The organism is Pseudomonas sp. Pseusp88, from assembly GCF_047303955.1.
Taxonomy (GTDB): Bacteria; Pseudomonadota; Gammaproteobacteria; order Pseudomonadales; family Pseudomonadaceae; genus Aquipseudomonas.
On record NZ_JBGLYM010000002.1, the window covers coordinates 79,768 to 104,827 of the forward strand.

The following is a 25,060-nucleotide window of genomic DNA, read 5'->3' on the forward strand; positions in this document are numbered from 1 at the left end:
ACGGGAAAAACCATTGCCGCGCCGGCCTGGTCAAGAAATCCGGCGTTTCGCCCGTCTACTCTTTGGGCCTGTCAGCACGAGGGCTGACCGTCAGCAGGCTGGTTTGCAGATGATGAGCCACCTGCTCAGTGGTGCTGCCCAGCCATTTGCTCATCGCACTGCGGTGCACAGTGCCCATCACGATCACGTCAAAACCGTGGGCACGGGAGAAGGCTTCGATCACCTTGGCCGGATTGCCCATCAACAAATGTTTGCGATCGGCAGGCACTCCGAAACGGGCTGCGAGCCGATCAAAAGCATCCTTGTCCAGATCGTAGATCTGCGCATGGGCTTCAGAGGAAAATGCCATGTCACTGTCCCAGCCGAAAACACCGGACAGGTCATAGGCGTACAGCAGGTGCAGGTCTGCGTTGCACTGCTGTGCCAGTTTTTCCGCCGTGGCGATAATTCTGTCGTTCAGGCCGTCATGTTGCTCTTCAAGGCGAAAAGGGTCGACCGCTGCCAGGATCTTGCGCGGAATGGCGTGGGTCATTCGGGCGACCAGATGCAGGGATATCGGGCAATCGCGCAGCAGGTGCTCATCGAGCGAGGTGAACATCGCACGGGACAGCCACGATTGATGCTCAAGATCCTTGATGACCAGTGAGGGCTTCATTTCACGGATGTGCTCCATGATTTCGTCAAGCGGACGCCTCACCCAAATCACTTCCTGGGTTACCTGAACACCGGAGTGACGCATTGCTACGGCCTGCTGTTCCAGCCACTCGCGATGACGGTCCAGATACCCATCCTTGATTTCACGCAGTGCCTGCTCGTTGACAAGCCCGGCCGTAGCCAGCGCTTCCACATAGTCAAACGCGACGACGTGCAAGGCAACGCCCTGTGCCTTGGCCAACGCCAGGGCGCGGTCGAACGCCGCAGTTCTTTCCAGCAACGGCGACGCGATCAGCATCAAACGTTCAGCTTCGGGCATTTCACACCTCCTTGGGGCTATGTGCGCAGACCTGAGCTGCGCGTGGCTGTAGATTGGCGGAAGACAGGGCGCAGGACTCGTCCGGGTCGTCGCCGGGCTTGATGATCAACACACTGCAAGGCGAGTGAATCAGCAACGATTCGGCAGTATTGCCGATGACTTTTTCCAGGCGGGTCCTTGGCAGACTGCCCATGACGAGCAAGTCGATGTCTTGCTCACGAGCAAAGGCACTGATGGTCGGTTGTGGCGTGCCGACCAGGAAATGGCAGCATTCGGCCGGGATCGCATGACGATCGCATAGAGATGCAAAAGCCTCGGCATGGGCCTCGCCCAGCGCCTCATGAAAGCCCGTCTCGACCGGCAAGGCGCCGAGCAGAGTCACATTGGTGGCGTAGAACACTGACCAGTCATAGCTGTACAACACATGAACGCTGCCACCGCATTGCCTCGCAATGCGCGACGCCGTCTCGATCAACCTGTCGTTAAACTTGAGGTCAGCGTCTTCATAACGATAAAGGTTGACGGCCACCAGTACCTTGCGCGGCAAAGGCGAATGGCCTCCGGTGACAAGCTGCACCGGACACAGGCAATCACGCAGTAAATGCCAGTCCAGGGGCGTAGAAAATAGCCGGGCAAAGAGCGGCTCATGATGTACATCCTTGATCAGCATTTGCGGGCGAGCCGCCCGGACACAGGCAATGATTGCCTCGAAGCAACTGTCCGTCCACAACACCTCTACCTTGCACTCAAGACCCTTGGCACGTTCTTGCGCGACCTGCTGCTCCAACCATTGACCATGGGCTTGTAAATAGCCGTCACGCAACAGGCTCAGGGCCGAGTGGTCGAAAATGCCCATGACCTCCAAGGCCTGGAAATAGTCCAGCGCGACAATCCGTAGCGGCGCACCGTAGGCCTTGGCCAACGCAACAGCGCGATCAAAAGCCGGAGTACGCTGCATCATTGATGAAGCGATCAACAAAAATTCCGATGACTCGTTCATGGCGACCTCGCTCACCACCCCGGATGGCCGTCGCAGGCACTGAGTGCCATAGCGCAGATAAGGGACTGTCAGCAGTGTGAATGGATCGCGGCAGACGAATCTGATCTAAATCAGAAAACTGCGTCTGGTCAGGGCGGCCACCAGGATTGGGGTCATAATCAGCCCTGAGCCGCCTCAACATCTGTCAATAGCCGCCAAGCGGAGCCTTGTCCATGGTCCTTGTTACCCTGATCAATACGCTGATCATCATCACCGTTGTGATCATTCACTATGAATGCCTGATGCGCCTGAACCTGCTCTTGCCCAGGCTCAGGATCTGGCATCGGTTCAGAATTGTCTTCGGCGTGCTGGGCGCGCTGGCGGCCCATGCCATTGAGGTCTGGGTATTCGCGCTGGGCTACTACTTGATGACCCGCAGCAATACGCTGGGCAGCCTGACCGGCAATTTTGACGGCAGCTTCCTGGATTCGGTGTATTTCTCCTTTACCACCTACACCACCATAGGCTTTGGCGACATCTCACCCATTGGCCCACTCAAGTTCCTCACCGGGCTAGAAGCCCTGACCGGCCTGGTGTTAATTACCTGGACAGCCTCTTTCCTGTTCATCGAGATGCAGAAGTACTGGAGCTTCCAGGAATCCAATACCCCCGCCCCCGGCCACAAAAAGCCGTAGATCCCTTGACCTGATCTCCCTGCGCATAGCGTCATGCCGCCCTGAAAGACGGAGAAGTCTGCCCTGCCCATTTCTGCCAGCTGGAACGTCTGGCCGCGCCCGGCACGAGCACGTCACCACCGATTGCCATCAAGGTGTAATGGCGACCTTCATCACGCCATCTCGCTGATGAGCGAACAGGTCGTATGCCGCCTCGATATCGTCAAGCCTGAAACGATGGGTCACCAGCGCTGACAAATCGACGGCACCGCCGCCGACAACCGCCATTAACCGCCGCATCCGCTCCTTGCCGCCGGGGCACAGCGTCGTGACGATGCTGACGTCGCCCAAGCCTGCCGCGAATGCTTGCAATGGAATGTGCAGGTCCGTGGAGTACACGCCAAGGCTGGACAGTCGGCCGCCGGGGCGTAAAACCCGCAACGCCGACTCGAACGTGGCTTGGGTACCCAGCGCTTCGATGGCGACGTCGACGCCACGCCCATCGGTCAGCGCCAGGATTTGCTCCACCACATCGCCGTTCTTGAAGTCGACGACATGGGTTGCGCCCAAACGCCGGGCGACAGTCATGCGGCTCGCCACCGTATCCACGCCAATGATGCATGAGGCGCCTTTCAGACGAGCGCCAGCCACCGCGCACAAGCCGATAGGGCCCAACGCGAACACCGCCACCGTGTCACCGATCTGCACGCCGCCGCGCTCGGCACCGGAAAACCCGGTGGACATGATGTCGGGACACATCAGCACTTGCTCGTCGCTGAGACCAGCAGGAATCGGACACAGATTGGCCATCGCATCCGGCACCCGGACGAACTCGGCCTGACAACCATCGATGGTATTGCCGAACTTCCAGCCGCCGATGGCACGAAAGCCGTGGGCAGTGTCCGGTCCATCCTGGGACCCGCAACCGCACAGGCAGGCATAACTGTGGCCGCTGGGCGTGATGGCGCCAGCAATCACTCGCTGCCCTTCATAGAAGCCCTGTACCTGCGAACCGAGCCGCTCAATCACGCCGACCGGTTCATGACCTACGGTCAGGCCCCTGGCAACCGGGTATTCACCTCGCAATATGTGAACGTCTGTCCCGCAGATGGTGGTCGTGGTGATGCGCACCAGGGCATCTTGCGGGCCAATTTCGGGGATGGGTTTGTCTTCCAGAACAATGCGATTTTTTTCGACGAAGATCGCCGCTTTCATGCTGGCCATGATGGTCCTCGACAGGTACGCCGGAACATTCCGATCAGCCTTCAGCCTGACCTGGGCCGGGCTGACTCGCTTGATCCTTGTCAAGGATTCGTGCATTGGTCGCCGCAATCCTCACCGCACGTCGGAGCGGCAGTCGGTCGTGGCCCGGATCTGATTCAAATCAAGTTAATGGCAGGCAAAAGCCGCAGCATCAAGTCCATGGCGAGCCGATACCGCCAACAACAATGCCACGCCACCCTGAGGGGATTCCTGTCATGTCCGAGCAACCCCGCTTCATGCTCATCACCCCATCGCGAATGCAAGACAACGCGATATTCGATAGAGCCGCCGCCCTGGCAAAAGCCCATGACGCTGCGCTGCATATCGTTGCGTTCGATTACCTTGAAGGCTTGGTCACCGCTGACCTGGTCAACGAGCAGATCCGGGAAGTGCTCGGGAAGAACTATGTCGAGCGCCATCGTCAATGGCTGGAACAGCGCGCCAGCCTGCTTCGCGAACAAGGCCTGAGCGTGACCACTGAAGTGGTCTGGGTCGATAACCCGCTGGATGAGATCCTGATCCACCTGCAAGAACAACCCATGACGGGGTTGCTCAAGTCGATCGAGTACCACTCGCAACTGTCGCGTCTGATCTTTACCCCTCTGGATATTCAACTATTACGCAAATGTCCCACTCCGCTGCATTTCGTCGGTGATGCCAAGCATGCCTTGCCACGCCGGATAATGGCAGCCGTCGACCCCTTCCATCGCGATGGGCGTTATCAGGATTTGAATGACCGGATCCTGCATGAGGCGGTGAAACTGGCAAGCGCCTGCAACGCCACGATCCATGTAATTTACGCCCATGACCTCTCCTCGATCAGTGCAATGGAGTTCGGCTTCGACAATGGCTCGCCGTTCTTTTCCTCAAAAACAGCCAGGACACTGTTTGAGGCTCAGAGTGATGCATTCAACGAACTGGCCGACCGCAATGGCATCCCCCCGGAGCAACGCCACATGATCATGGGCACGCCGACCAAGGTGTTAAGCAGTTATGCATCGGCCTACGATATTGACGTCATCGTCATGGGGCGTGTCGGGCACGGTGATCAAGACCATCTGGTCGGCAGCACAGTGGAGAGTCTGCTGTACGAAATGCCTTGCAGCCTTTGGGTACTGGCGCCGGAACCGATGGCCTGAGACTTGCGCTAATGCAGCAAATCATGCCAGTTCATGGCTGCCTGCCTGTCGTGGCGCCAGCCTTCCTGCGTGTCCATGCACAGGTCAGCTTGGTCAGCTCGACAACAGCAACGGGCACTACTGAACAGCCGAGTATCACCGCCCAGTCCTCGATTTGCAGTGCTGTCGTTCCCAGCACCACACGCAGAGCAGGCACACTCACGGTCAGCAGTTGCAGTCCCATGCACGCTGCCATTGCGCTCCACAACCACTTGTTGGTGGCAAAGCTGCGGGTCAATGCCGATCGGCGCCTTGAGCGTACGTTCAGGGCATGGAAGATCTGGACGAATGCCAGGGTCATAAACGCCATGGTGGCCGCATGTTCGACATGTTCCGGGTACCATTGCAGACCGATGTAAAAAGCCACCAGCGTGGTGATCGCAAGCAACAACCCCTGCCACGCGATAACCAGCATCAACATGGGCGTCAGAAGCGCCGAATCCGGCGATCGAGGGCGGCATTTCATGATTCCGGGTGCCCGAGGCTCCAATGCCAGGCCCAACGCCGGAAAGATATCAGTAACCATGTTCAGCCAGAGAATCTGCAGTGGCGCCAATGGCAGCGGCCAGCCAAACATGATTGCCAGAAATACCGTCAGCAGCTCAGCAAAATTGCACGACAATAAATAGTGAACAAAATGGATGATGTTGGCGTAAAGCACCCTCCCCTGTTCTACGGCATGAACGATGCTGACAAAGTTATCGTCCGTTATGACCATATCGGCACTTTGTCGGGCAACGTCAGTACCGCTGCTGCCCATGGCGATACCGATATCGGCCTGCCTCAACGCTGGGGCGTCGTTGACACCGTCGCCGGTCATAGCGACCACATGCCCTGATTGCTGCAAGCCTCTGACGATTTCAAGCTTGTGCCTGGGTTCTGCGCGGGCAAACACTGCGATGCGGGCCAGACGAGTGTTGAATAGATCTGGATCCGACTGCGCGAGCGCCTGGGCATGAACGGTTTCCAGGGTAGAACCATCGGTGGCGCGATCAATCCCGAGCCGGCGGGCGATGCCCCGTGCGGTTGCCACCTGATCACCTGTAATCATGATCGTTGCGATTCCGGCTTCGCGACAGCGAGTGATTGCCGAGTGCGCTTCGCTGCGCAGTGGATCAATCATGCCGACCAGCCCGGCAAATACCCAATGGGTTTCCACATCACCACACAGCGCTTGCGGGCGCCCCTCGCGACAGCAAAAGCCAAGGACGCGCAATGACTCGTTTGCCAGACGTGTATTTGCATCCTCCCACCAATGCCTGCGCTCGGCAGTCAAGGGCCTGATACCGCCTTGCCAGGCCTCTTCCTTGCAAAGTCCCAGGATACGTAATGGCGCCCCTTTGGCGAAACCGACAGGTGGCAGGCCCTGCAGGCCATGTTCCGTCATCATCCATTTTTTTTCGGTGGAAAACGGGATTTCGCAAACTCGTGGATATCGGTTGTTGAGCGTCGGCAGGTCAATCCCCGCTTTTTCCGCCAATACGATTAATGCGGCCTCGGTCGGATCGCCCAATATGACGTCCTTCTCGGTTGTATGCGTGACTCTGGCGTCGTTACACAATGCGCCGATCTGCAAGAGCTTGATCACCGACTCGTCTGCGTGCACATCCACGACACCTGCAGATTCTGAAAAGCTGCCCTGCACCTTGTAGCCATTGCCGCTGACGCTCAGGGTTCGATCATCCACCACGAGCTTTTCGACTGTCATTTCGTTGCGCGTCAGCGTGCCGGTCTTGTCGGTGCAAATGACTGTGGCAGCTCCCAGTGTTTCCACCGCCGCCAGATTGCGGATCAGAACTCCCTGCCTGGCCATGCGCTGCATACCGATGGCCAACGTCATGGTAGAAACCGCCAGCAAACCTTCGGGTACAGCCGCGATCGCGAGTGACAAGGCGATCTGTAACATCTGCAAGAACGGCATTGCGCGGAGCATTCCGGCGACGACCATCACCGCGCACAGCACTACCACGATACCCGCCAGGTTGGCGCCCAGGCGCTGCAGCCGCCCTTCCAGTGGACTCTCGCGTTTGCTGGCTTCATTGATAAGCCCGCCAATTTTGCCGAGCTCGGTCCGGGCACCGGTTGCCGTCACCAGCATACGGCCATGCCCGCGGTCGATAAGCGTTCCCATGAACCCCATATTGATGAGGTCCCCAAGGGAAGTCGTAGACTGCGGCAGTGGTTCAGATACCTTTTCGACGCCAATTGATTCCCCGGTCAACGCAGACTCATCGACCTGCAGACCATGGCTCTCCAGGATCCGGCCGTCAGCGGGTATACGATCACCCGCTTCAAGTATGACCAGATCGCCCGACACCAAATGGACGGTGGCAATTCGCTGCTGCGTGCCATTGCGGATAACTCGACACAAACGAATATCCTGCTGTTCAAGACTGATTAACGCTCTTTGAGCCTGCCATTCAGTGAAAAAGCCGATCGCCGCGTTGAGCAGGATCACGACCAAAATCATCATGGCTTCCAGGACGCCATCCATGTAATAAGCCAATATCGTGGCAACCAGCAGCAACACCACGATAAGGCTCCTGAATTGATCCAGAGCGATCGTGAGCACCGGTCGGCCCGGGTGACGCCTGAGATGGTTAATACCCCAGCACCGCAGGCGTTGGTCCGATTCACTTCCCGTAAGGCCGAGCGCGAGATCTGATTTCAACAGTCGAGCGGCCTGTTCAATCGACAGGACCGACCAGTTTTGCGGGGTATGATCCAGTGGAGGATTGCCTGGGCAGTTGTCACTTGGGGCGTTAACCTTTGGGGTAAAACGGATGACCATGAGCAAATACCCTTGAGCAGACCAGGCTGGTCGATAGGAGGGGTGGATCGTGAAGATGAGTGCAACGGGCGATGATGAAGTAGCCTGGTGAAAGATCCGAACCGCCCGGCATTCTGCATCCGCAGGGCCCAATAATCCCCCTGCTTGTTTCCAGTCGTCTGACCTACATCAACATCACCCAAACACGCCAGGCATTAAAGAGCGGATGAGCCAACGGCAACAGCGTTAACCCCGTGCTTCCAGGAACTCTGATAAATCTCAACGTATTCTGGCTTAAACACTTATTCAATGGCGCTGCCCACCGCCATCCGGGCCACTGCTGGCCTCTGGCCCACCTCCACGGCATGAATACCGCGTGAGGGCAGCGGCGGATCTGTGTGACGACAACAATCCATTTTCCTGCACGACAGCAGGACTCAACTGAGCCTGTAATGGAGCGAGCATGCACTTCTTAGCCCTGGCGGTGGACTACGACGGGACCATTGCCGAAAACGGCAGCGTTCCGCCACAAGTCCACGCGGCACTCACCGCCCTTAAAAAAAGTGGCCGCAAGTTGCTCTTGGTGACCGGCAGGGAGTTACAGGCGCTTAAACATCATTTTCCGCAACTTGATCTGTTCGATGTGGTGGTCGCAGAAAATGGCGCGCTCCTGTACGACCCTCAGGAGAACTGCGAAGAACTCATTGCCGACGCGGCGTCGATCGACCTGGTCAGCCGCCTGCGCGATAAGGGGGTCTCGCCCCTGTCAGTCGGTCGCTCCGTAATCGCCACTTGGCATCCATTCGAAGAGGCCGTAGTCAACACTATTCGGGAGCTGGGTTTTGAACTTCAGATCACGTTCAACAAGGACGCGATCATGGTCTTGCCGCCCGGCGTGAACAAGGCATCCGGCCTCAGCGCGGGTTTGCGCAAACTGGGTATCAGCGAGTTGAACGTGGTCGGTGTGGGTGATGCAGAAAACGATCATTCCTTTCTATCGATCTGCGGCTGCTCAGCCCCAGTAAACAATGCCATCGAGTCCATCAAAGCCAGTGCCGACGTGCTCCTGAGCCTTGATCATGGCCGAGGCGTCTGTGAGTTGGTGGACCTGTTGTTGCTCAAGGACGCCGCGCTGGTTCCCGTCGAGCGGATCGGCATGTGCCTGGGCCAGACCAGCAATGCGCGCAAGATGTGGTTGCCCCCGGAGTCCGTATTGCTGGTAGTGGGTAACTCGGGTGCCGGAAAATCCAGCTACGTCACCTGGCTGACAGAACGCATGGTTGAAGCGCGCCAGGGGTTCTGTGTCATCGATCCCGAGGGGGACTACCTGACCCTGGAAGATGCAGTGACCATTGGAGGGCTGACTGTTCCTCCGACGACGGAAGAATCGGTGCACCATCTTTTACAGGCGCAACTGAATGTAGTGGTCAGCTCTCTTGCACTGGATCCCCCGGCCCGGGTGCAATTGTTCGGCGATTTGCTGCCGTTTATCCAGAGGCTTCGTCACTCCTCGGGACGCCCCTACTGGTTGGTGGTGGACGAAGCCCACTATATGCTCCCCCACTGTGCTGTCTGGCCGCCGGGGTTTCTCGGCAACATAGGCGCCATCATTGTTGCACTGGATTTTGATCAGGTTTGCCCTGCATTGCTGGACGACGTCGATGTACTGGTGACGCTCGGCAGCACGGCCAGGGAGCTGATCGAGCGGTTTGCCCGGAACAGGCAACGCGAATGCCCAGAGTTTCCCGGCCGCTTGCCCAGCCGCGAATATGCCTGCCTGTGGAACGTGCGGGATACCGAAGGGGTTGTGCTGCTTGAGCAGGTACAACCCCATCAGCAACATCACCGGCATAGCGGCAAATACGTCTCAGGGGATGTGGGCGCATGGCACGCCTTCTATTTTCCCGCGCTTGAGCAACACGCCTGCAACCTCACTGAGTTTGTATCTGCGGCGACCCGGCTCAACGAACACGCCCTGCGCGAGCACATGAATGCCGGAGATTTCTCCAACTGGTTCCGCCTGGTCATTCGGGATGATGTACTCGCCAACAGAACCCGCCTCGTTGAAGCAGATAAAACGCTGCTGCCGCAGGACGCCCTGCAGCGGATCGTGCGCCTGGTGCAGTCGCGCTACCACCTTCAATAGCCCGCACTCCCTGGGATCAACGGCGCAATTGCAGCTCACAGCGAACCTTTCGCCGACAAACGGCGTCCGATCCAGAGCATCTGTGCTTTTGCTCATCGAGAGGTTTCCGTTTGAAAGCTGCCATCGTCAAAAAATACCGGCTGATCATCAAGACCATGGGCTACGTCGGCTGGGCGCTATTCTGGCTCTTGCTCTGGGATATCGCCGTCACCGTGGATTTCATGCTGGTGCTCAACACCAAGATCAACCTGCCGCTGATGCCCCTGACCCTGCTGGGTTCGGCGCTGGTGGTGCTGATCAGTTTTCGCAACAGCAGCGCCTACAACCGCTGGTGGGAGGCGCGGACGCTATGGGGGGCGATGGTCAATAACTCGCGCAGTTTTGCCCGCCAGGTGTTGACCCTGCTGGATGATCACGGCACTGAAGTGAATCCGGTGAAGTCCACGTTGCTGCGTCGCCATGTGGCCTATATCAATTGCCTGGCGGCACATCTCAAAGGCCAGCCTTGCCCGGAGGAAATCCGGGCATTCATTCCCTCCGACGAGTTCGCGCGCAACGGCGCAACCAATAACTTCGCCAACGATATTCTTAACGGCTCAGCCGCCCTGCTGGCCCAGCAATACAAGGCCGGCAGCCTGGACAGCATCCGCCTGGCGCGGCTGGAGTCGACCATGGTCGAGCTGTCCAACGCTCAGGGTGGCATGGAGCGGATCGCCAATACACCGCTGCCCTACCCCTACGTGTACTTTCCGCGACTGTTCATTTCCCTGTTCTGCCTGATCGTGCCGGTGGGCCTTGTAGAATCCCTGGGCTGGTTCACCCCGCTCGCCTCCACCGTGGTCGGCTTCATGCTGCTGGCCATCGAACGCATTGGCACCGACTTGCAAAGTCCGTTTCACTCCAGTGAACACCAGATCCAGATGGAGAGCATCTGCGAAACCATCGAGAAGAACCTGCAATCGATGCAACGGGATGCACTGGGGGGCGGGCGCATGGGGTGAAAGACTGGCCGATCGCCCCGGAGCAAATCATGCTCAGCATCCTTGATCACCGCTACGTTCGTGGACCCGTGCCTCGAAACCGTAGCGGCCAAGGTACTCCAGGGCGGTTCGCACTCATCAAACTCAGTGCAAGCCGATGAATTGAAATGAGACTCTTTGGGGAGTCACGTTGGCACTATCAGCGCAGCGACCAACCCTCCCGAAGGCGAGTTTTCCAACCTGATTTCCCCTCCCAGCCGCGTCGCGACCGTTTGCACGATGGTCAAACCCAGCCCGACACCCTGATCATTTCCACAGCTGTAGAAACGCTCGAACAGCCGCTCGCGCTCTGCTTCGTCGATCCCCGGTCCTTGATCAGCGACGGTGAGGCGAAAACTGTGCTCAGTGAACTGCAACGCCACGCTGATCTGCCCGCAGGAAGGTGAAAAGTTCACCGCGTTGGTCACCAGGTTTTGCAGCGCGATGTCGATAGCGGGAAAGTCGGTCTCGACCGCATGAGACGGTTCATTGCAGTCGAACGACAACTCCATCCCTCGGCTCAAGACCCAGGGGGTCATCTGCACCAGGCTCTCGCGCACGGCCGTGACCAGATCGGCCCTGGTAGTCTTCACTGCTCCGGCGTTGGGTTCCAGACGCGCAATGGTCAGCAACTGGTTGACCAACCGGGTGGTGCGGTCAACACCGACGATCAGGTAGTTCAAAGACTGGCGCCGTTGTTCTTCATTCCGCGCTTCCAATACGTTCTGCGCGTGTACCCGAAGGACAGCGAGCGGCGTACGCATTTCATGGGCCGCATCGGCGATGAAGCGGCGCTCACGACTCAATATCTCCTGAATCTGCCCCAGGAGTCTGTTCAGCGCCGCCTGCATCGGCTCAAGTTCGCTGGGCAATGGGGCCAGTTGCAGCGGCTCCAGAGAGCCTGGATGACGACCTCGCAAGATGGCCGCCAGGTCAGCCAGAGGCTTGAGCCCCCAACCGATAGCCACCCAGATGGCGGCCACTAACAGCAGGCTGCCGATCAGATTGGGCAGCACGGTATGGCGTACGATCCGGTTGACCAGGTCCGAGCGAACGTCGTCGCGCTCGCCCACCCAGATCAGCAGATTGTGTTGCTCGTCCTTGAGCACGAACGTGCGCCACTGGTGCTTTTTCAGGTCATCGATGTCGCTGAATCCGGAGTATCGGGGGGCATGGGTCAGGCTCGGTGCGCTCGGGGTATGTACCAGCAGATTGTTCTGCATATCCCATACCTGGAAAGCGATCTTGCTCTCGTAGGGGTGTCCGTCGACCCGGGGTTCGGCCTGCCCCAACGCCTCATTGAAGGCTTGATACAACTGCGCATGTTCCTGGCGGGCCAGAGGCATGCGCATGACTCCCTGCAGTAGCCTGGCGTTGGTTGCGAGTTGGGCGTCATAGACTTCTGCGATTTCGTGATTGCTGTCATGAACGTTGAACAACGTCAGAATCAGCAAACCGATGAGTACCAGTCCGATGATCAGGGTCAGGGTACGTCGACGGATCGAGGTCAAGAACGTTCCTCCACCAGATAGCCGACGCCGCGAATGGTACGAATCAGGTCACTGGAAAACTTCTTGCGCAGATGATGGATATGCACCTCCAGCGTGTTGCTCTCGGCTTCTTCATTCCAGCCGTACAGCAACTGGATCAGACGCTCACGTGTCATCACGCGTCCCGGCGGCGACAGCAGTTCGTAGAGCAGTTGATATTCCTTGGGCGTCAGGGGAACCGGATCGTTATTGTAGGTCACCTGCTGGGTCGTGGGGTCCAGGCGGATGCCCGCGTGTTCGATCATCACCCGTGCACGGCCGGCGCTGCGCCGCAACAAGGCGCGCAGCCGGGCCTTGAGTTCGGACAGGTCGAAAGGTTTGATCAGGTAGTCGTCCGCACCGGCATCCAGTCCGGCAATCCGGTCCTCGGTCGCGTCGCGAGCGGTAAGAATCAGGATGGGCAAGGCCGAGCCGCTTTCGCGCAGTCGGCGCAGCACTGTCAGCCCATCCACTTTTGGCAGACCGAGGTCGAGAATGGCCAGATCGAACACTTCACTCAACAACGCATGCAAGGCGCCGGCCCCGTCTTTGACCCAGTCGACGGTGTAACCCTCACGAATCAACGCCTGGTGAATCCCTTCGCCCAACGCGACATCATCTTCGATCAGCAGCAAACGCATGAACGCTCCGTCATTTAAGTTTCTTGTTAACGTCGATCAGCAGCAACTGGATGTCCTTGCGGCGTCCCGTGTCGGCCACTTCCCGGCCAGGGCGGGGCTGTGCCTGCAAGGCTTTTTCCAGTGCTTGCCTGGCTTGAGCATAGTGCCCTTGTCGGAACAAGTGGTCACCCCAGAAATACAGCGGGTCAATGCCGTCCGGATTAATCTTCAGCGCTTGCTCCAACAGCCCCTGGGCTTTATCCGCATCGCCAAACCCTATGGGCCAACCGGGAACTCGATCGTAGAGCGCGGCAAGGCTGGCGTAGGCGGAGCCTTGCAAGGCTCCGGAATCCAGAGCCAGCGCCTTTTCCAGATCAGTCTTGGCCTGTTTCACCTTGCCCAGCGCACCGAGTCCACCTTGAGCGCCAGCCCAACTGCTGGTGACAATGCCTGACCAGATCCAGGCTTCAGCGACATTTGGCCGCTCCTGAGTAAAGGCCGAAGACTGTGACGCGAGTTTTTCGAACGCGCCGACGCGCTGTTCTTCTGGCAGTTGATATTGGATGTGCGCCCATTCTTGCTGGATGGAGGCCAGACGCTGTTGGTCAGGGGCATCCAGCGCCCATACGGGCAGGCTGAGGATAGCAAGTAGCGCTGTCAGTGTTTTTTTCATGGTTTTGGTTTCTCTTCGAGGTGCGTGCTGCTCAGTCGGCGTATGAGTGGCAGGTGTTTGCGCAGTCCGCGATCGACGACGGCGGGCAGCAGGCCGTTGAGGCGTACGAAAAACCGCTCTGGCCATCCGAGGTACAGTTCACGTTGATTACCGACAATCGCGCTGACAACAGCTGCGGCGACGGTCTGCGGATCGTCCTCGTTGCTCTTGAGCGCGGTGTTGAGCGCACGGGCGGCCGGGCTGTTCATCGTCGTACGCGTGGCACGTGGTGCGACATAGAGCACACCGATGCGGGTGTCAGCCAACTCTCGGCGCAGGGCCTCGGAAAAACCGCGCAAGGCAAACTTGCTGGCGCAGTAGGTCGCGTAGCCGGCGTAACCAATCGAGCCATAGGTCGAACCGACGTTGACGACCATGGCAACGCTTGCCTGGCGTAGCAACGGAAGCATGATGCTGGTGAGCTGTATGGGCGCACTCAGGTTGATGCTCAGCATTGAGTCGATCTCACGATCGGGCAATTGCTCGAGCATGGCGAAGTGGTTGACGCCCGCTGCATTGATCAACAGGTTGACGCCGCCCATGGCCTGGGCCGTCGTCAATACATGCTGGCGACCTTCGTGTGTAGTCAGGTCCGCTTTCACCCAATGCAACAAATGGGGGAACTGTGCCTGCAAGGGCAGCAGCGGCTCCTGATGCCGGGACACCGCGAGCACCTGCGCGCCATGGCTGCACAACGCCTCGGCAATAGCCATACCAATGCCGCCGCTGGCGCCGGTCAAGACCACCCGGGCTTCAGAGAGACGCATGAGCGGCCTCCATCTCGGGCAGGGCATCGGCGACGGGCAGTTGGCGAAACATTTCAGTGTATAGCCCGTACACCACCTTTGACGCCTTGATCACCGCCGCCTGGTCATCGGGATCATCGAGACGATCCATGAGCTTGCGGTAGGTTTCCATATGGCCGATATCCAGGCTGCCATGGGAACTCAGGTAACTGAACGCCTCTGCCGGAAGACCAAGGCGTTGCTGGATACTGCCAGCGGCATGAGTTGCCAGGGCGATGCTGGTACCTTCCAGGACGTTCACCATGCCGAACAAACCCACCGGGTTGCCCCGGGCAATCAGGTCATAGAGGTAGGCGACCATCAGCTCGATGGGCAAGCCTGGCGCACCGTCGCGTACGGCATCGGCGTCGGCATCGCAGGCACGCAGGTCGTTGAGAATCCATTGTTCATGCCCATACTCGTCTTCGATGTATTCGCAGACAGCGCCACGCAGCCATTCAAGGCGAGCGGGCAGTCGAGCGCCGCACGCCATCATTAACGGCACTGTATGCCGAACGTGGTAATAGGCCTGGGTCAGAAACGCGCGATAACTGCCCAGGGTGACCTGACCTGCCAGCGCCTGACGAATGACGGGCAGGTTGAACAGGGTTTCGCGCTCTGTACGGGTAGCATCTTGCAACGTCTGGAAAAAGCTCATGATTGAAGATCCTCGGCTTGCTTGGGCTCAATGAAGTGATGTCGGTAGTGAGCCAGAATGGCTTCACGCTTGGGGCGGCCGTTCGCCGTGGCCATGCCGTTATGGGTGCTGAAAGGCTCCTCAAGCCGTGTCCAGCCATGCACCTGGGCATAGTCGGGCAAGGCCTGATTGGCCTGATTGATGGCGTCGGCGATTTGCGAATCGGTGGTTTCTGCACGCAGCGGCCAGAGCAGCGCGTGGTTGTGCGCCCGGGCTTCGCCGTAGACGAACGCCTGGCCGATCTGGCCGCGCTGGGTCAACTCGGCCTCGACCCATTCGGGGTTTACGTTGCGACCGTAGCTGGTGACAAACTGGTGCTTTTTGCGTCCGTTGAGGTACAGATAACCATCAGCATCGAACTCACCCAGATCGCCACTCGGCCACCATTCAGGGACGGCATTATCGTCGCCCAGATAACCGAGCATCCCGGCGCCGGCTATCAGCACTTCGCCGTCATCCGCCAGCCTTATCTGCACATGGGGCAACGGCTTGCCAACGCTGCCCGGACGGTTAGCGCCGGGGCGGTTCAGCGCCACGACCGACGCACACTCGGAAAGGCCATAGCCCTCGTAGACCGCAATCCCCGCGGCCTCGGCACGCCGCAGCAGGTCGCGGGAGACTTTGGCGCCGCCCACTGCGACGAATCGCAACTGGGCAGAGTCGAATGCCCCGAGCTCACAGGCGCTGACCAACACCAGCAGCAACTGCGGCACCAGAATCATGCTCTGTGGTCGGCGCGTCCCCAGAGTGGAAAGCAGCCGTGGCATATCCACGCCACTGGCGCCCTGGATACCCAGGGTACGTTGAGTGGGCAGGCTCAACATGGCGCCCGCGTAAAGCGCCGCATAGCAGCCGACGTTCTCCAGCAAAATGGCCAGGGGCAGCAACGAGAGATGGTGCTCCAGCCGTTGCGATTCGCTGGCGCGATACAGCTCACGAGCCACCGACAACACACTTTCGGCGCTCAGGCACACACCCTTCGGGGTCCCGGTGGTCCCCGAGGTAAAGGTCAGTTTGGCGGTTCCTGCGGGGAGCACAGAGGGCTGCTCAATACTGCGAACCCAGAATCCGTCATTCAGCTGGAAACCGGCCTGTTCCAGCTCCGCAGCATATTCCGGCGCCGCGATAACCAGGCCCGCCCGACTCTGATCCAGGCAATGCAAGCGCTGGGCCGGGCTGAAGAACGGCGGCAGCGCGAGGCAGGTCAGGCCTGCGAATAAAATCGCCAGGTCCCAGATCAGCATGTCGGGACCATTCTCAAGCGCCAGGGCAACGACCTGGACATCGAGACTTTTGAGGACCTGCTGACGCAGGCGGATTTCGGCATCGAGCTCTGCATAGTCCAGCTTCAGCTCGTCACCCCAGAGCGCCCAGGCATGGGGCTGCTCAATGGCAAGGTCGGCAATGCGTTGGCGAAAATCAGACAGTTCAGGCGACATGGCAGGTCTGCTCCAGTGTCAAAGGCAAACCGAAGCGCTCGAACAGGCCGCTGCTGCTCAAATGCAGGAAGCCTGAACGGATGTCGCCGACATGCACGCTGGGCTGGCTGTCGTAATAGGTGCCCCAGGCGTGGCGCTCCTCGCCCAGACGCATGGAGTCGGCAGCGCACAGCGTGACTGGCCGCAGGCCCAGGCGATTGAAACTATTGACCAGGCTGGCATTCCCCGTGAACGCCACCCACTCCAGGCCGCCCATGGCGAGCAACCAGGTGATGGTGATGATACTCAGGCGTGCGCTGCCAATATTACTGGCCGCCAGATTGCCCACCTCGACGATACCCTGGCGGTCTACCGGTCGGCATGCAACAGCTTCAATGGCATGCTCGATCGGCTCATCCAGATAGTTTTCCAGAAACAGAGGGCCTGATGTGCCCAGGCGAACACCCGCTACCGCACAGAGCGTGCCTGTACCGTCATGCAGGCCGAACAGTTCAGGCATGAACTGACGAATCTCGGCGTTATGGGCTTTGCGAAAGCGATGCTGAATAAAGGCTTCGTACTCGCTGCGCAACGGTTCTTGAACCAGGGCGCGGTCGAGTGAAAGTGCGGGTGTTGCGGTGTTGCCGAAACTCAAGGGTAAACAGATGTTCCAGTCCAGACCCTGCATGGGTGAGGCTCCTCCCCAGTGGCGAATGGACAGGAGTATCAGCGCGGATTCTTAACCGAGTCTGAAGGTGAAGAAAATCGATCAGGAAGGTATCTTCAGACTTCCTTAAGCCAGTTGCGGCACAGTCCAGACGCCTTCGAACAACCTATCCCCCATACAGCGAGCTCCAACATGTCTTCACCCACAAACCGCTACGCCAAACTCTCGATTTACTTGCACTGGCTGATGCTCGCGTTGTTTGTCGCCGTTTATGCCTGTATTGAACTCAAAGGCCTGGCACCTCGCGGCAGCACGTTGCGCTCGGCCATTCTGGGCATGCACGGAATATTTGGCCTTTCCATATTCGCGCTGGTCTGGATTCGTCTGCTGGGCAGATTGATGTACAAGGCGCCAGCCATCACCCCCACCCCGCCGGGCTGGCAGATCGGGCTCTCGCACCTGATGCATGCATCGCTGTATGGGCTGATGATTGCAACGCCCATTCTGGCGTGGCTGATGCTGGCTGCAGGGGGCAAACCGATGCCTTATTTCGAATTCTTCATGCCTGCGCCCATAGCGCTTGATCCGGCCTTGGCCAAGCAAATCAAGGAATGGCATGAATGGCTGGGGAGTCTTGGGTACTGGCTGATCGCATTGCACGCCGCAGCCGGCCTCTTCCATCATTACTATGTGCGGGATAACACCCTGCGACGCATGTTGCCTCGCTAAACGATTTATGCGGGTGTTGCGGCGGATCGCAACGGCGGAACCACCGCACTTTCCAGGCGGTGATACCTGCCGCTCAATCAGTAACCGACGCCGCGCACACCCCCGGAAGCCCTAATGGATTCGCCGGTGACCCAATGCGAATCCGCAGACGCCAGGAATACAGCGAGAGGTGCAATGTCTTCCGGCTCGCCAAAGCGACCCAATGGCGTACCGGCGATGAGTTTTTCGCCAAACTCACCGGCGAAATTGTCTGCAGTCGCCGGAGTATTGGTATGGCCGGGCAGAATCGAATTGACCCGGATACCCCGCGGTCCCAACTCTCTGGCCAATGCAAGTGTCAACGTATCCACCGCGCCCTTGGTTGCCGAGTAGACACTCGATGCCAAATAGGGATCGGTGCTGAGGATAGAGCTGATATTGATGATGCTGGCCGACGGGCTCAGCAGTTTCATCGCCTCCCGCACCGCCAGGAGATAGCCGAGCACATTGACGTTGAATTGCTGATGGAATGCCTCCTCAGTCAAATCTTCAATCATCTGGAATATTGCAACCCCCGCATTGTTGACCAGAATATCCAGGGTTCCGTAGTCAGCCCGGACGGTGTCGAACAAACGCACTACGTCCTTGATGCGGCTCATGTCAGCCTGAATACCCACCGCCTTGCCGCCCTGATGCCGGATCTGGGCAACGACCGCATCCGCGTCAGCTTTACTCGACACATAGTTCACAACCACGGTAGCGCCCTGTGCACCGAATGCCTTGGCAATACCTGCGCCGATGCCTTTCGACGCGCCCGTGACAACTGCGATTTTCCCTTCAAGCTTCATGGTGCCGACCTTTATGAATAGCGTGATATCTCTGAAAGGCATTGGCCGTCAGGTGTTAATGCCCTGAGCTCGGCATGCCGCTTGCCCACAGTATTCGCGGACCAGGCCGCCAGACGCTTGCCAGTTGTTATCGGATGCTTGCCTATTCTTCTCACACGACTTGCTTTGCCTTAGGCGCTGGCTCATGGTCAAGCCCATGAACAGAGCTATCGATGAATTGCGCAGCCTCGTGATGCGCGCAGAAGACAAATGGACGGACACCGGTCTTGCCCGTGTCGCGATGGTCCAGGCCGAGGCGTGTGCGAGTCAGGTCTATCAGCCGATGCTGCATCTCGTGCTTCAGGGCACCAAGACCCTGTCCATCGGTGAGCAGGTAGTGCGGTACGAACCCGTCAGCTATTTCGTCGTGCCTGTGGACGTGCCCGCAACCGGCGAGATTCACTCAAGCGAGCATGATCGGCCCTATCTTGCGATCAGTCTGGCCCTGGAGCCGACGGTTATCGCCACCCTGCTGGAGGGAGAGACCCTAAACGCCGGGCAGCCGGCCGGGCAGCGCTTCGGTGCCGTAGCAGCCCAGGCTGAAATGATTGATGCGTGGTTGCGCATGATGCGGCTGATGGATCGCCCGAGCGAAGCGGCGGTATTGGCACCGATGATTGAGAGGGAGATTCTGTTTCGCGTCCTGCAGGGGCCGCTAGGGTCGGAGCTGCGTGAGATTGCCCGCCCGGATGGCCATCTGGCAAGGATCCGCCGCGCCACCCGATGGATTGGCGAACACTACACCGAACCCTTTCGTGTCGAGCCGCTGGCGACGATGACCGATATGAGCGTCGCGGCGTTCTATCGGCATTTCAAAGCCATCACAGGCATGACCCCCATTCAGTATCAGAAGCGTCTGCGTCTGCTCCGGGCACGATGGCTACTGCTGTTCGATCCTCGCGATGCAGCTTCCATCGCGTTTACGGTGGGTTATGAAAGCGCATCGCAATTCAGTCGTGACTATGCCCGCCTGTTCGGTCTGCCACCGGCGCGCGATGCAGCCCGTTTCAGAACGCCCGCGGCCTCGGACAACAGCGTCGGCGGTCAATAGCTGACATCCTGAGGTTACCGAGCCGGATAACCAGTCGCGCCGTAGATCATCCAATCGCTCATTGACGGTGCTGCCAATTCTTGTAGACGAATTCGAGGCTATAACCGTCCGGGTCCAGGACATTGGCGGCGTAATAGTCCGGGTGATAATGCATGCGTGCGCCCGGAGGGCCATTGTCCGTCGCACCTTGTGCCATGGCAGCGGCGTAGGCGGCATTTACTTCAGCCTTGCTGCTCGCGACGAAGCCCACGTGCGCCGCCCGCCCCTCCACTACGCCCTCACGCAACCAGAAGAACATCCGGCCATTGGCGCCAAAGCCCTTGAGATCCGGGTGCCCGGGCGGGCCGTCCTTGCCGTCGTAGTCGTGACGCGTGGTAATCCCCAGTGGTGGCAGGACTGCTTCGTAGAAACGGATGGAACGTTCGATATCGCTTACAGAAAGGAAAATATGGTCGAGCATGATTAAGCCCTCAGAGATTCAGATAATGTAGCCGCCCGCGACTTCAATCGTCTGGGCATTGATCCAGGCGCCCTCTTCGCTCAGCAGCATGGCGACGACCCGTGCCACGTCCTGCGGCTCACCAACCCGGCCCAAAGCCGTTTGCGACGCCAGCAATGCCTCGAACTCATCGTTCAAGCCACCGCCCAGTTCAGTACGAATCGCCCCGGGAGAGACCGCATTGGCGCGAATGCGCCGCTCACCGAATTCCTTGGCCATGTAGCGAGTCAGCACTTCCAGAGCGCCCTTGAACGCGGCATACGGCGCCACGCCAGCGGTTGCCACCCGGGTCGTTGCACTGCTGAGATTGACGATACTTGCGCCGTTGCCCAGCAACGGCAGCAGTGTCTGGGTCAGAAAAAACGGCCCCTTGAGATGGACCCCGAACAGCCCGTCGAACTGTGCCTCGCTGACCGATTCCATGGGGTTGAACAAGCCATAGCCCGCGTTGTTGACCAGGCCGGCCAGAGTGCTCACGCCCCAGGTTTGAGCGAGAGCATCGACTACAGACTCACGAAAAGCGGCGAAGCTGGCGATATCAGCAACGTCGAGCTTGAGGGCAACGGCCTTGCCACCGCCCTGCTCGATACGCTGCACGACCGCCCGGGCCGCCGCCGGATTGGCGTTGTAGGTAAGGATGACGCCCATGCCACGTCGGGCACTGTATTCGGCTGCACTGGCACCGATACCACGGCTGCCTCCGGTAATTACGATAACGCCCATGACGTACTCCACTGTCGATGAAAAGGAGCCATCACAGTAGTCGTCGCAGAAGCACCAGACTCAGCCGTTCCTGCTCGAAACCTGCCTGTTTCTGCTTTTCGCTTGCATGGCGTACCCGGAGTCACTCAGCATGGCGCTCATGAATGATCAATTGAGCGAACTCAGGTCATTGGCCGCAAGGGCCGAAAACCGCCGCACCGAGACGGGCATCCCTCGCGTGGCCATGGTTCAGGGCAAGATTCCCGAGCATATGCTGGCGGCCGTCTACGATCCGATGATCAATCTGATCCTGCAAGGCAGCAAAGCCATGACGGTCGGCGATCGTACCTTGCGTTACGACCCGGCGACCTATTTCGTGATGTCGATCGAGCTGCCCGCCGTTGGATCCGTGCACCCGGCCACGACCGGCGAGCCCTATCTGGCAGTCAGCCTGACCCTGGATCCCGCAGTTTTGACGACACTGCTAGCCGACGTGCCGAGACCAACAGGAGGCTATGAGAATAACCCCGGTTTTTCGGTGGCTGCCGTCACCCCGGAATTGATGGATGCCTGGGTACGCATGCTGCGCCTGATGGACAACCCTGAAGCCATCGCGGCCCTCGCACCGGTTTACGAGCGGGAAATCCTCTATCGCGTGCTACAAGGCCCCCACGGCTGGATGCTGCGTGAAATCGCCGCGCCCGACACCGCCATGGCCCGGGTAAACATGGCCATTCAATGGATCCGCCGGGATTTTGCCGAGCCCATCAGGGTCGAGAGCCTGGCGCAAAAAGCGGCCATGAGCGTCTCGGCGTTTCATCGCCACTTCAAGGCCATCACCAGCTTGAGCCCGCTGCAGTATCAGAAGCGTGTGCGTCTGCTCCAGGCACGAACCCTTATGGTCGCCAGCGCCAGGAGCGTCACGGCTGCAGCATTTGAGGTCGGTTATGAAAGCGCGACCCAATTCAGCCGGGACTATACGCGGGTGTTTGGCCAGTCCCCGGCGCGGGATACGGCGCGGATTCTTGGGGAGAGTCGAGGCGCCAAGGCCTAGAACGCATCAGCCGCCTGGCTCAACCGTTCATCGCCCATTCTGCAAATTTTCAAACTTTTTCCCTGCACAGGTGAGTCACAACCGTAGAGCGATTGGCAAAGACGCCAGCACTTGCACCCTTTGTTCATCTCTACCAAGAGGCTTTTCCTGATGAAAAAAACAATAATTTCTGCATTGGCCATGGCCGGTTTGACCTGTGTACTGTCGACCCCACTGATGGCAGCCACCAGCGCCACCGATACCAGCGCCCCGTCAACGTCCTCAGGGAGCAGTTCGTCCAGCTCCGGGCAGTCTTCCAAACCAAGCGGCACCAACGGCGCCAATACCAAAGGCACGGCCCTGCCCGGTTCCGGCGGCGAGGCAGGCAGTGGCGGCAACTCAAGCCCCGGTAATGAAACGCCTTCGGGAGCAGGGTCGAGTTCGCAAGGCAACAAAGGCTCTGGCAGCGGTTCGTAAATACCGCCTCCATCCTCTGGCCAGGTCTGATAACTGCCCGACTCTGGCCAACCGCTTCATCCTCCAACGAACCGGAAAATGGGCAAATGTCTCCACACAAGCCTTCGAGCGCAGCGCAAGCCATGTTTAGATAGGCGCTGGCACCCGGGAGATAAGTGATGGAGCTGAAATTCAGTCACGTCGATGTACTGGTCAACAACCTCGAAGAAGCCTGCACCTATTACGCACAAATTCTCAACGCCCGTATTTCCAGGACACTGGTCTGGGAGCGCGGTGGGCTGCATGTGCGCTATGCGATCGCGATGATCGGCCTGGAACGCTTCATGCTGGTCCAGCCGTTGGCGGGTAATCTCAAGGATTTGCTGGACACTACAGGCGAAGGAATGATTTACCGTCATTGCTACTCAACGCCGGACATTGAGCAAACCTATGACCAACTGATTGCCGGCGGTGTGCAGCCTGAAGATGAAAACGGCAAACCGCTGGCACGGGAGAACCTGCAGTCCCCATCCGGGACACGCATTATCTGGCTGCCCAAGCGCTTCGGGCACTTCTCTATCGAGATCCTGGAAGAAAATGCCCTGCAAGCATTTATCAACGCGGCGTTTGCTTAAGCGAAATGGTGGCGTCGGGCTGATGATGGAACATCCATTCGCAGCCTTCGGTATCTTCTGACATTGGCGCGCATAGCACATTAGCGTTGACATGATTGCTAAAGGCAAGCATATACTTGCCTAAGGCAACCATTTGGTATCTGACATGACCGCCATCCTCACGGCCCGCGCCGAAACAGTTCGGCGCTTCAACCGCTTCTACACTCGGCAGATCGGCGCCCTGCGCGAGCACTTGCTAAAGGCCGAGTTTTCCCTGAGTGAAAGCCGCATCCTCTATGAGCTGGGTGCCGGTGCCGGCCTGACCAGTGCTGAACTCTGTCAGATGCTGGGTCTGGACGCGGGCTACCTGAGCCGGATTATCGGTGGATTCGAGAAAAAAGGGCTGATCGGCAAAACCCGCTCACCCAGCGACGCCCGTGCAATGCTCATACAACTTACCGAAAAGGGAAAAACCGTCCTTGCCTCCCTTGAACAGGCCGCGCGCGATGAGGTCATGGCGATGCTGCGGGGCATGCCCGAGTCCCGCCAGGAACAATTGATCCAAGCCATGCGGCAGGTCCAATCACTATTGAGTGACAGTGACTCTTCCTACCTGCTGAGAGACCCGAGAGCCGGTGATATGGGCATAGTCATTCAGCAGCAGGCTGAAATCTATACGCGCGAATACGGCTGGAACTCGGAATTCGAAGCTCTGGTGGCAGAGATCGTCGCCAGGTTCCTGCGTGAATTCGATCAATCTAGCGAGCGCTGCTGGATCGCGGAAAAGGATGGCAAGGTCATCGGTTCAGTCTTCGTCGTCAGGCACGACGAAACCACCGCCAAACTGCGCATGCTTTACGTGGACGCCAGTGCCAGGGGCCTGGGCATCGGCAAGCGGTTGGTCGAAGAGACTTTACGGTTTGCCCGGCAGGCCGGTTACAAACGGATAATCCTCTGGACCACCAGCATACTCACGGACGCCCGAAAGCTGTATCAAGGGGCAGGATTTCATCTGGTCGAAGAAGAACCGGTTCACAGCTTTGGCAAGGACCTGGTCAGCCAGACCTGGGCGCTGGACTTGTAGATATCTTCGCAATAACGCTGAAGCGTCGTCGGCGAGCCAGGCATTTGTGCAGGGTGTGTAACCCGCCTTGGGGAGGCGGCCCGAATCTGATCGGACAGCCTCGGTCGGTTGATCTACAGACCCAATTCCGAAAGCCCCGGATGGTCATCGGGGCGACGACCCAGCGGCCAGAGGAACTTGCGTTCGGACTCATGAATGGGCAGGTCGTTGATGCAGGCAAATCGGTGAGCCATCAGGCCGTTTTCGGCAAATTCCCAGTTCTCGTTGCCATATGAGCGAAACCAGTTGCCCGAGTCGTCATGCCATTCGTAGGCGTAACGCACGGCAATCCGGTTGTCAGTAAATGCCCAGAGCTCCTTTATCAGGCGGTACTCGAGCTCCTTGTTCCACTTGCGCTGCAGAAATGCCTGGGCCTGATCCCGACTGGTCGCAAACTCCGCGCGGTTGCGCCATCGGGTATCGGGGGTATAGGCCAGGGCCACTTTCGCCGCATCGCGGCTGTTCCAGCCATCTTCGGCAAGGCGGACTTTCAGGATGGCTGACTCACGGGTAAAGGGCGGCACAGGTTGGCGTATTTCGGTGGTCGACATGTTGTT

Annotated in this window: 25 protein-coding genes; 9 read left to right on the plus strand and 16 right to left on the minus strand. The window is 58.7% G+C overall.

Features of this window, described 5'->3' with window-relative positions; genetic code table 11:
* Window positions 1-55: 55 nt before the first annotated feature.
* The gene (locus ACCD02_RS02670) at window positions 56-973 is read right to left on the minus strand and encodes a universal stress protein (protein ID WP_413298412.1); all 918 of its coding nucleotides are present in this window, start codon (window positions 971-973) and stop codon (window positions 56-58) included.
* 1 nt (window position 974) lies between these two features.
* Window positions 975-1,973, minus strand: a complete 999-nt coding sequence (locus ACCD02_RS02675; protein ID WP_413298414.1) for a universal stress protein — start codon at window positions 1,971-1,973, stop codon at window positions 975-977.
* A gap of 212 nt (window positions 1,974-2,185) precedes the next feature.
* On the opposite strand from ACCD02_RS02675, the gene ACCD02_RS02680 reads away from it, so the two are divergent.
* Window positions 2,186-2,647, plus strand: a complete 462-nt coding sequence (locus ACCD02_RS02680; protein ID WP_413298415.1) for a potassium channel family protein — start codon at window positions 2,186-2,188, stop codon at window positions 2,645-2,647.
* Window positions 2,648-2,776: 129 nt separating this feature from the next.
* Here the strand turns inward: ACCD02_RS02680 and ACCD02_RS02685 are convergent, their stop codons facing one another.
* Window positions 2,777-3,850 carry an NAD(P)-dependent alcohol dehydrogenase gene (locus ACCD02_RS02685; protein WP_413298417.1) on the minus strand — a complete coding sequence of 358 codons (1,074 nt, stop codon included), beginning with the start codon at window positions 3,848-3,850 and terminating at the stop codon, window positions 2,777-2,779.
* Between the two features lie 254 nt (window positions 3,851-4,104).
* On the opposite strand from ACCD02_RS02685, the gene ACCD02_RS02690 reads away from it, so the two are divergent.
* The gene (locus ACCD02_RS02690) at window positions 4,105-5,028 is read left to right on the plus strand and encodes a universal stress protein (protein ID WP_413298418.1); all 924 of its coding nucleotides are present in this window, start codon (window positions 4,105-4,107) and stop codon (window positions 5,026-5,028) included.
* Between the two features lie 31 nt (window positions 5,029-5,059).
* Here the strand turns inward: ACCD02_RS02690 and ACCD02_RS02695 are convergent, their stop codons facing one another.
* On the minus strand, window positions 5,060-7,858 hold the full coding sequence (locus ACCD02_RS02695) for a cation-translocating P-type ATPase (protein WP_413298419.1): 2,799 nt from the start codon (window positions 7,856-7,858) through the stop codon (window positions 5,060-5,062).
* Between the two features lie 442 nt (window positions 7,859-8,300).
* Between ACCD02_RS02695 and ACCD02_RS02700 the strand changes: the two genes are divergently transcribed.
* The gene (locus ACCD02_RS02700) at window positions 8,301-9,983 is read left to right on the plus strand and encodes an HAD-IIB family hydrolase (protein WP_413298421.1); all 1,683 of its coding nucleotides are present in this window, start codon (window positions 8,301-8,303) and stop codon (window positions 9,981-9,983) included.
* A gap of 110 nt (window positions 9,984-10,093) precedes the next feature.
* Window positions 10,094-10,984, plus strand: coding sequence for a bestrophin family protein (locus ACCD02_RS02705; protein WP_413298422.1), 891 nt, complete (start codon window positions 10,094-10,096; stop codon window positions 10,982-10,984).
* Between the two features lie 164 nt (window positions 10,985-11,148).
* Here the strand turns inward: ACCD02_RS02705 and ACCD02_RS02710 are convergent, their stop codons facing one another.
* Genes ACCD02_RS02710 through ACCD02_RS02740 form a run of 7 tightly spaced genes read right to left on the minus strand, consistent with a single transcriptional unit; the run spans window position 11,149 to window position 17,451 of the window.
* A complete protein-coding gene (locus ACCD02_RS02710) occupies window positions 11,149-12,513 on the minus strand; it encodes an ATP-binding protein (protein ID WP_413298423.1) in 1,365 nt (454 codons plus the stop codon).
* Entirely contained in the window at window positions 12,510-13,172 is a 663-nt protein-coding gene (locus ACCD02_RS02715; RefSeq protein ID WP_413298424.1) for a response regulator, read from the minus strand. The genes ACCD02_RS02710 and ACCD02_RS02715 overlap by 4 nt, the downstream gene beginning before the upstream one ends.
* Before the next feature lie 10 nt (window positions 13,173-13,182).
* On the minus strand, window positions 13,183-13,824 hold the full coding sequence (locus ACCD02_RS02720; protein WP_413298425.1) for a tetratricopeptide repeat protein: 642 nt from the start codon (window positions 13,822-13,824) through the stop codon (window positions 13,183-13,185).
* Complete coding sequence (locus tag ACCD02_RS02725; RefSeq protein ID WP_413298427.1) at window positions 13,821-14,630, minus strand: SDR family oxidoreductase; 810 nt, start codon at window positions 14,628-14,630, stop codon at window positions 13,821-13,823. The genes ACCD02_RS02720 and ACCD02_RS02725 overlap by 4 nt, the downstream gene beginning before the upstream one ends.
* Complete coding sequence (locus ACCD02_RS02730; protein WP_413298428.1) at window positions 14,617-15,306, minus strand: TenA family transcriptional regulator; 690 nt, start codon at window positions 15,304-15,306, stop codon at window positions 14,617-14,619. The genes ACCD02_RS02725 and ACCD02_RS02730 overlap by 14 nt, the downstream gene beginning before the upstream one ends.
* Window positions 15,303-16,784 carry an AMP-binding protein gene (locus ACCD02_RS02735; protein WP_413298429.1) on the minus strand — a complete coding sequence of 494 codons (1,482 nt, stop codon included), beginning with the start codon at window positions 16,782-16,784 and terminating at the stop codon, window positions 15,303-15,305. Before ACCD02_RS02735 ends, ACCD02_RS02730 begins: the two co-directional genes overlap by 4 nt.
* Complete coding sequence (locus ACCD02_RS02740) at window positions 16,774-17,451, minus strand: thermostable hemolysin (RefSeq protein ID WP_413298431.1); 678 nt, start codon at window positions 17,449-17,451, stop codon at window positions 16,774-16,776. The genes ACCD02_RS02735 and ACCD02_RS02740 overlap by 11 nt, the downstream gene beginning before the upstream one ends.
* 171 nt (window positions 17,452-17,622) lie before the next feature.
* Between ACCD02_RS02740 and ACCD02_RS02745 the strand changes: the two genes are divergently transcribed.
* Window positions 17,623-18,159: a cytochrome b gene (locus ACCD02_RS02745; RefSeq protein ID WP_413298432.1), complete on the plus strand. Its 537-nt coding sequence runs from the start codon at window positions 17,623-17,625 to the stop codon at window positions 18,157-18,159.
* A gap of 77 nt (window positions 18,160-18,236) precedes the next feature.
* Here ACCD02_RS02745 and ACCD02_RS02750 read toward each other — a convergent pair whose 3' ends face one another.
* A complete protein-coding gene (locus ACCD02_RS02750) occupies window positions 18,237-18,986 on the minus strand; it encodes an SDR family NAD(P)-dependent oxidoreductase (protein WP_413298434.1) in 750 nt (249 codons plus the stop codon).
* 196 nt (window positions 18,987-19,182) lie between these two features.
* Between ACCD02_RS02750 and ACCD02_RS02755 the strand changes: the two genes are divergently transcribed.
* Entirely contained in the window at window positions 19,183-20,076 is an 894-nt protein-coding gene (locus ACCD02_RS02755) for an AraC family transcriptional regulator N-terminal domain-containing protein (protein WP_413298840.1), read from the plus strand.
* 58 nt (window positions 20,077-20,134) lie between these two features.
* On the opposite strand, the gene ACCD02_RS02760 is transcribed toward ACCD02_RS02755, so the two are convergent.
* Together ACCD02_RS02760 and ACCD02_RS02765 are read right to left on the minus strand one after the other, a co-directional pair.
* Window positions 20,135-20,536, minus strand: coding sequence for a VOC family protein (locus ACCD02_RS02760; protein ID WP_413298435.1), 402 nt, complete (start codon window positions 20,534-20,536; stop codon window positions 20,135-20,137).
* An 18-nt stretch (window positions 20,537-20,554) separates the two neighbouring features.
* Window positions 20,555-21,298, minus strand: coding sequence for an SDR family NAD(P)-dependent oxidoreductase (locus tag ACCD02_RS02765; protein ID WP_413298436.1), 744 nt, complete (start codon window positions 21,296-21,298; stop codon window positions 20,555-20,557).
* Window positions 21,299-21,437: 139 nt separating this feature from the next.
* Between ACCD02_RS02765 and ACCD02_RS02770 the strand changes: the two genes are divergently transcribed.
* A complete protein-coding gene (locus ACCD02_RS02770) occupies window positions 21,438-22,331 on the plus strand; it encodes an AraC family transcriptional regulator N-terminal domain-containing protein (RefSeq protein ID WP_413298842.1) in 894 nt (297 codons plus the stop codon).
* Here the strand turns inward: ACCD02_RS02770 and ACCD02_RS02775 are convergent.
* Complete coding sequence (locus ACCD02_RS02775; protein WP_413298437.1) at window positions 22,328-22,762, minus strand: hypothetical protein; 435 nt, start codon at window positions 22,760-22,762, stop codon at window positions 22,328-22,330. The genes ACCD02_RS02770 and ACCD02_RS02775 overlap by 4 nt on opposite strands.
* Before the next feature lie 183 nt (window positions 22,763-22,945).
* Here ACCD02_RS02775 and ACCD02_RS02780 point away from each other — a divergent pair, with 183 nt between their 5' ends.
* Both ACCD02_RS02780 and ACCD02_RS02785 read left to right on the plus strand, forming a co-directional pair.
* Entirely contained in the window at window positions 22,946-23,401 is a 456-nt protein-coding gene (locus tag ACCD02_RS02780; protein ID WP_413298439.1) for a VOC family protein, read from the plus strand.
* Between the two features lie 145 nt (window positions 23,402-23,546).
* Window positions 23,547-24,464: a GNAT family N-acetyltransferase gene (locus tag ACCD02_RS02785; protein ID WP_413298441.1), complete on the plus strand. Its 918-nt coding sequence runs from the start codon at window positions 23,547-23,549 to the stop codon at window positions 24,462-24,464.
* A 113-nt stretch (window positions 24,465-24,577) separates the two neighbouring features.
* On the opposite strand, the gene ACCD02_RS02790 is transcribed toward ACCD02_RS02785, so the two are convergent.
* Window positions 24,578-25,054 (minus strand): DUF1348 family protein, encoded by a 477-nt coding sequence (locus tag ACCD02_RS02790; RefSeq protein WP_413298443.1) that lies wholly within the window; start codon window positions 25,052-25,054, stop codon window positions 24,578-24,580.
* Window positions 25,055-25,060: the final 6 nt, after the last annotated feature.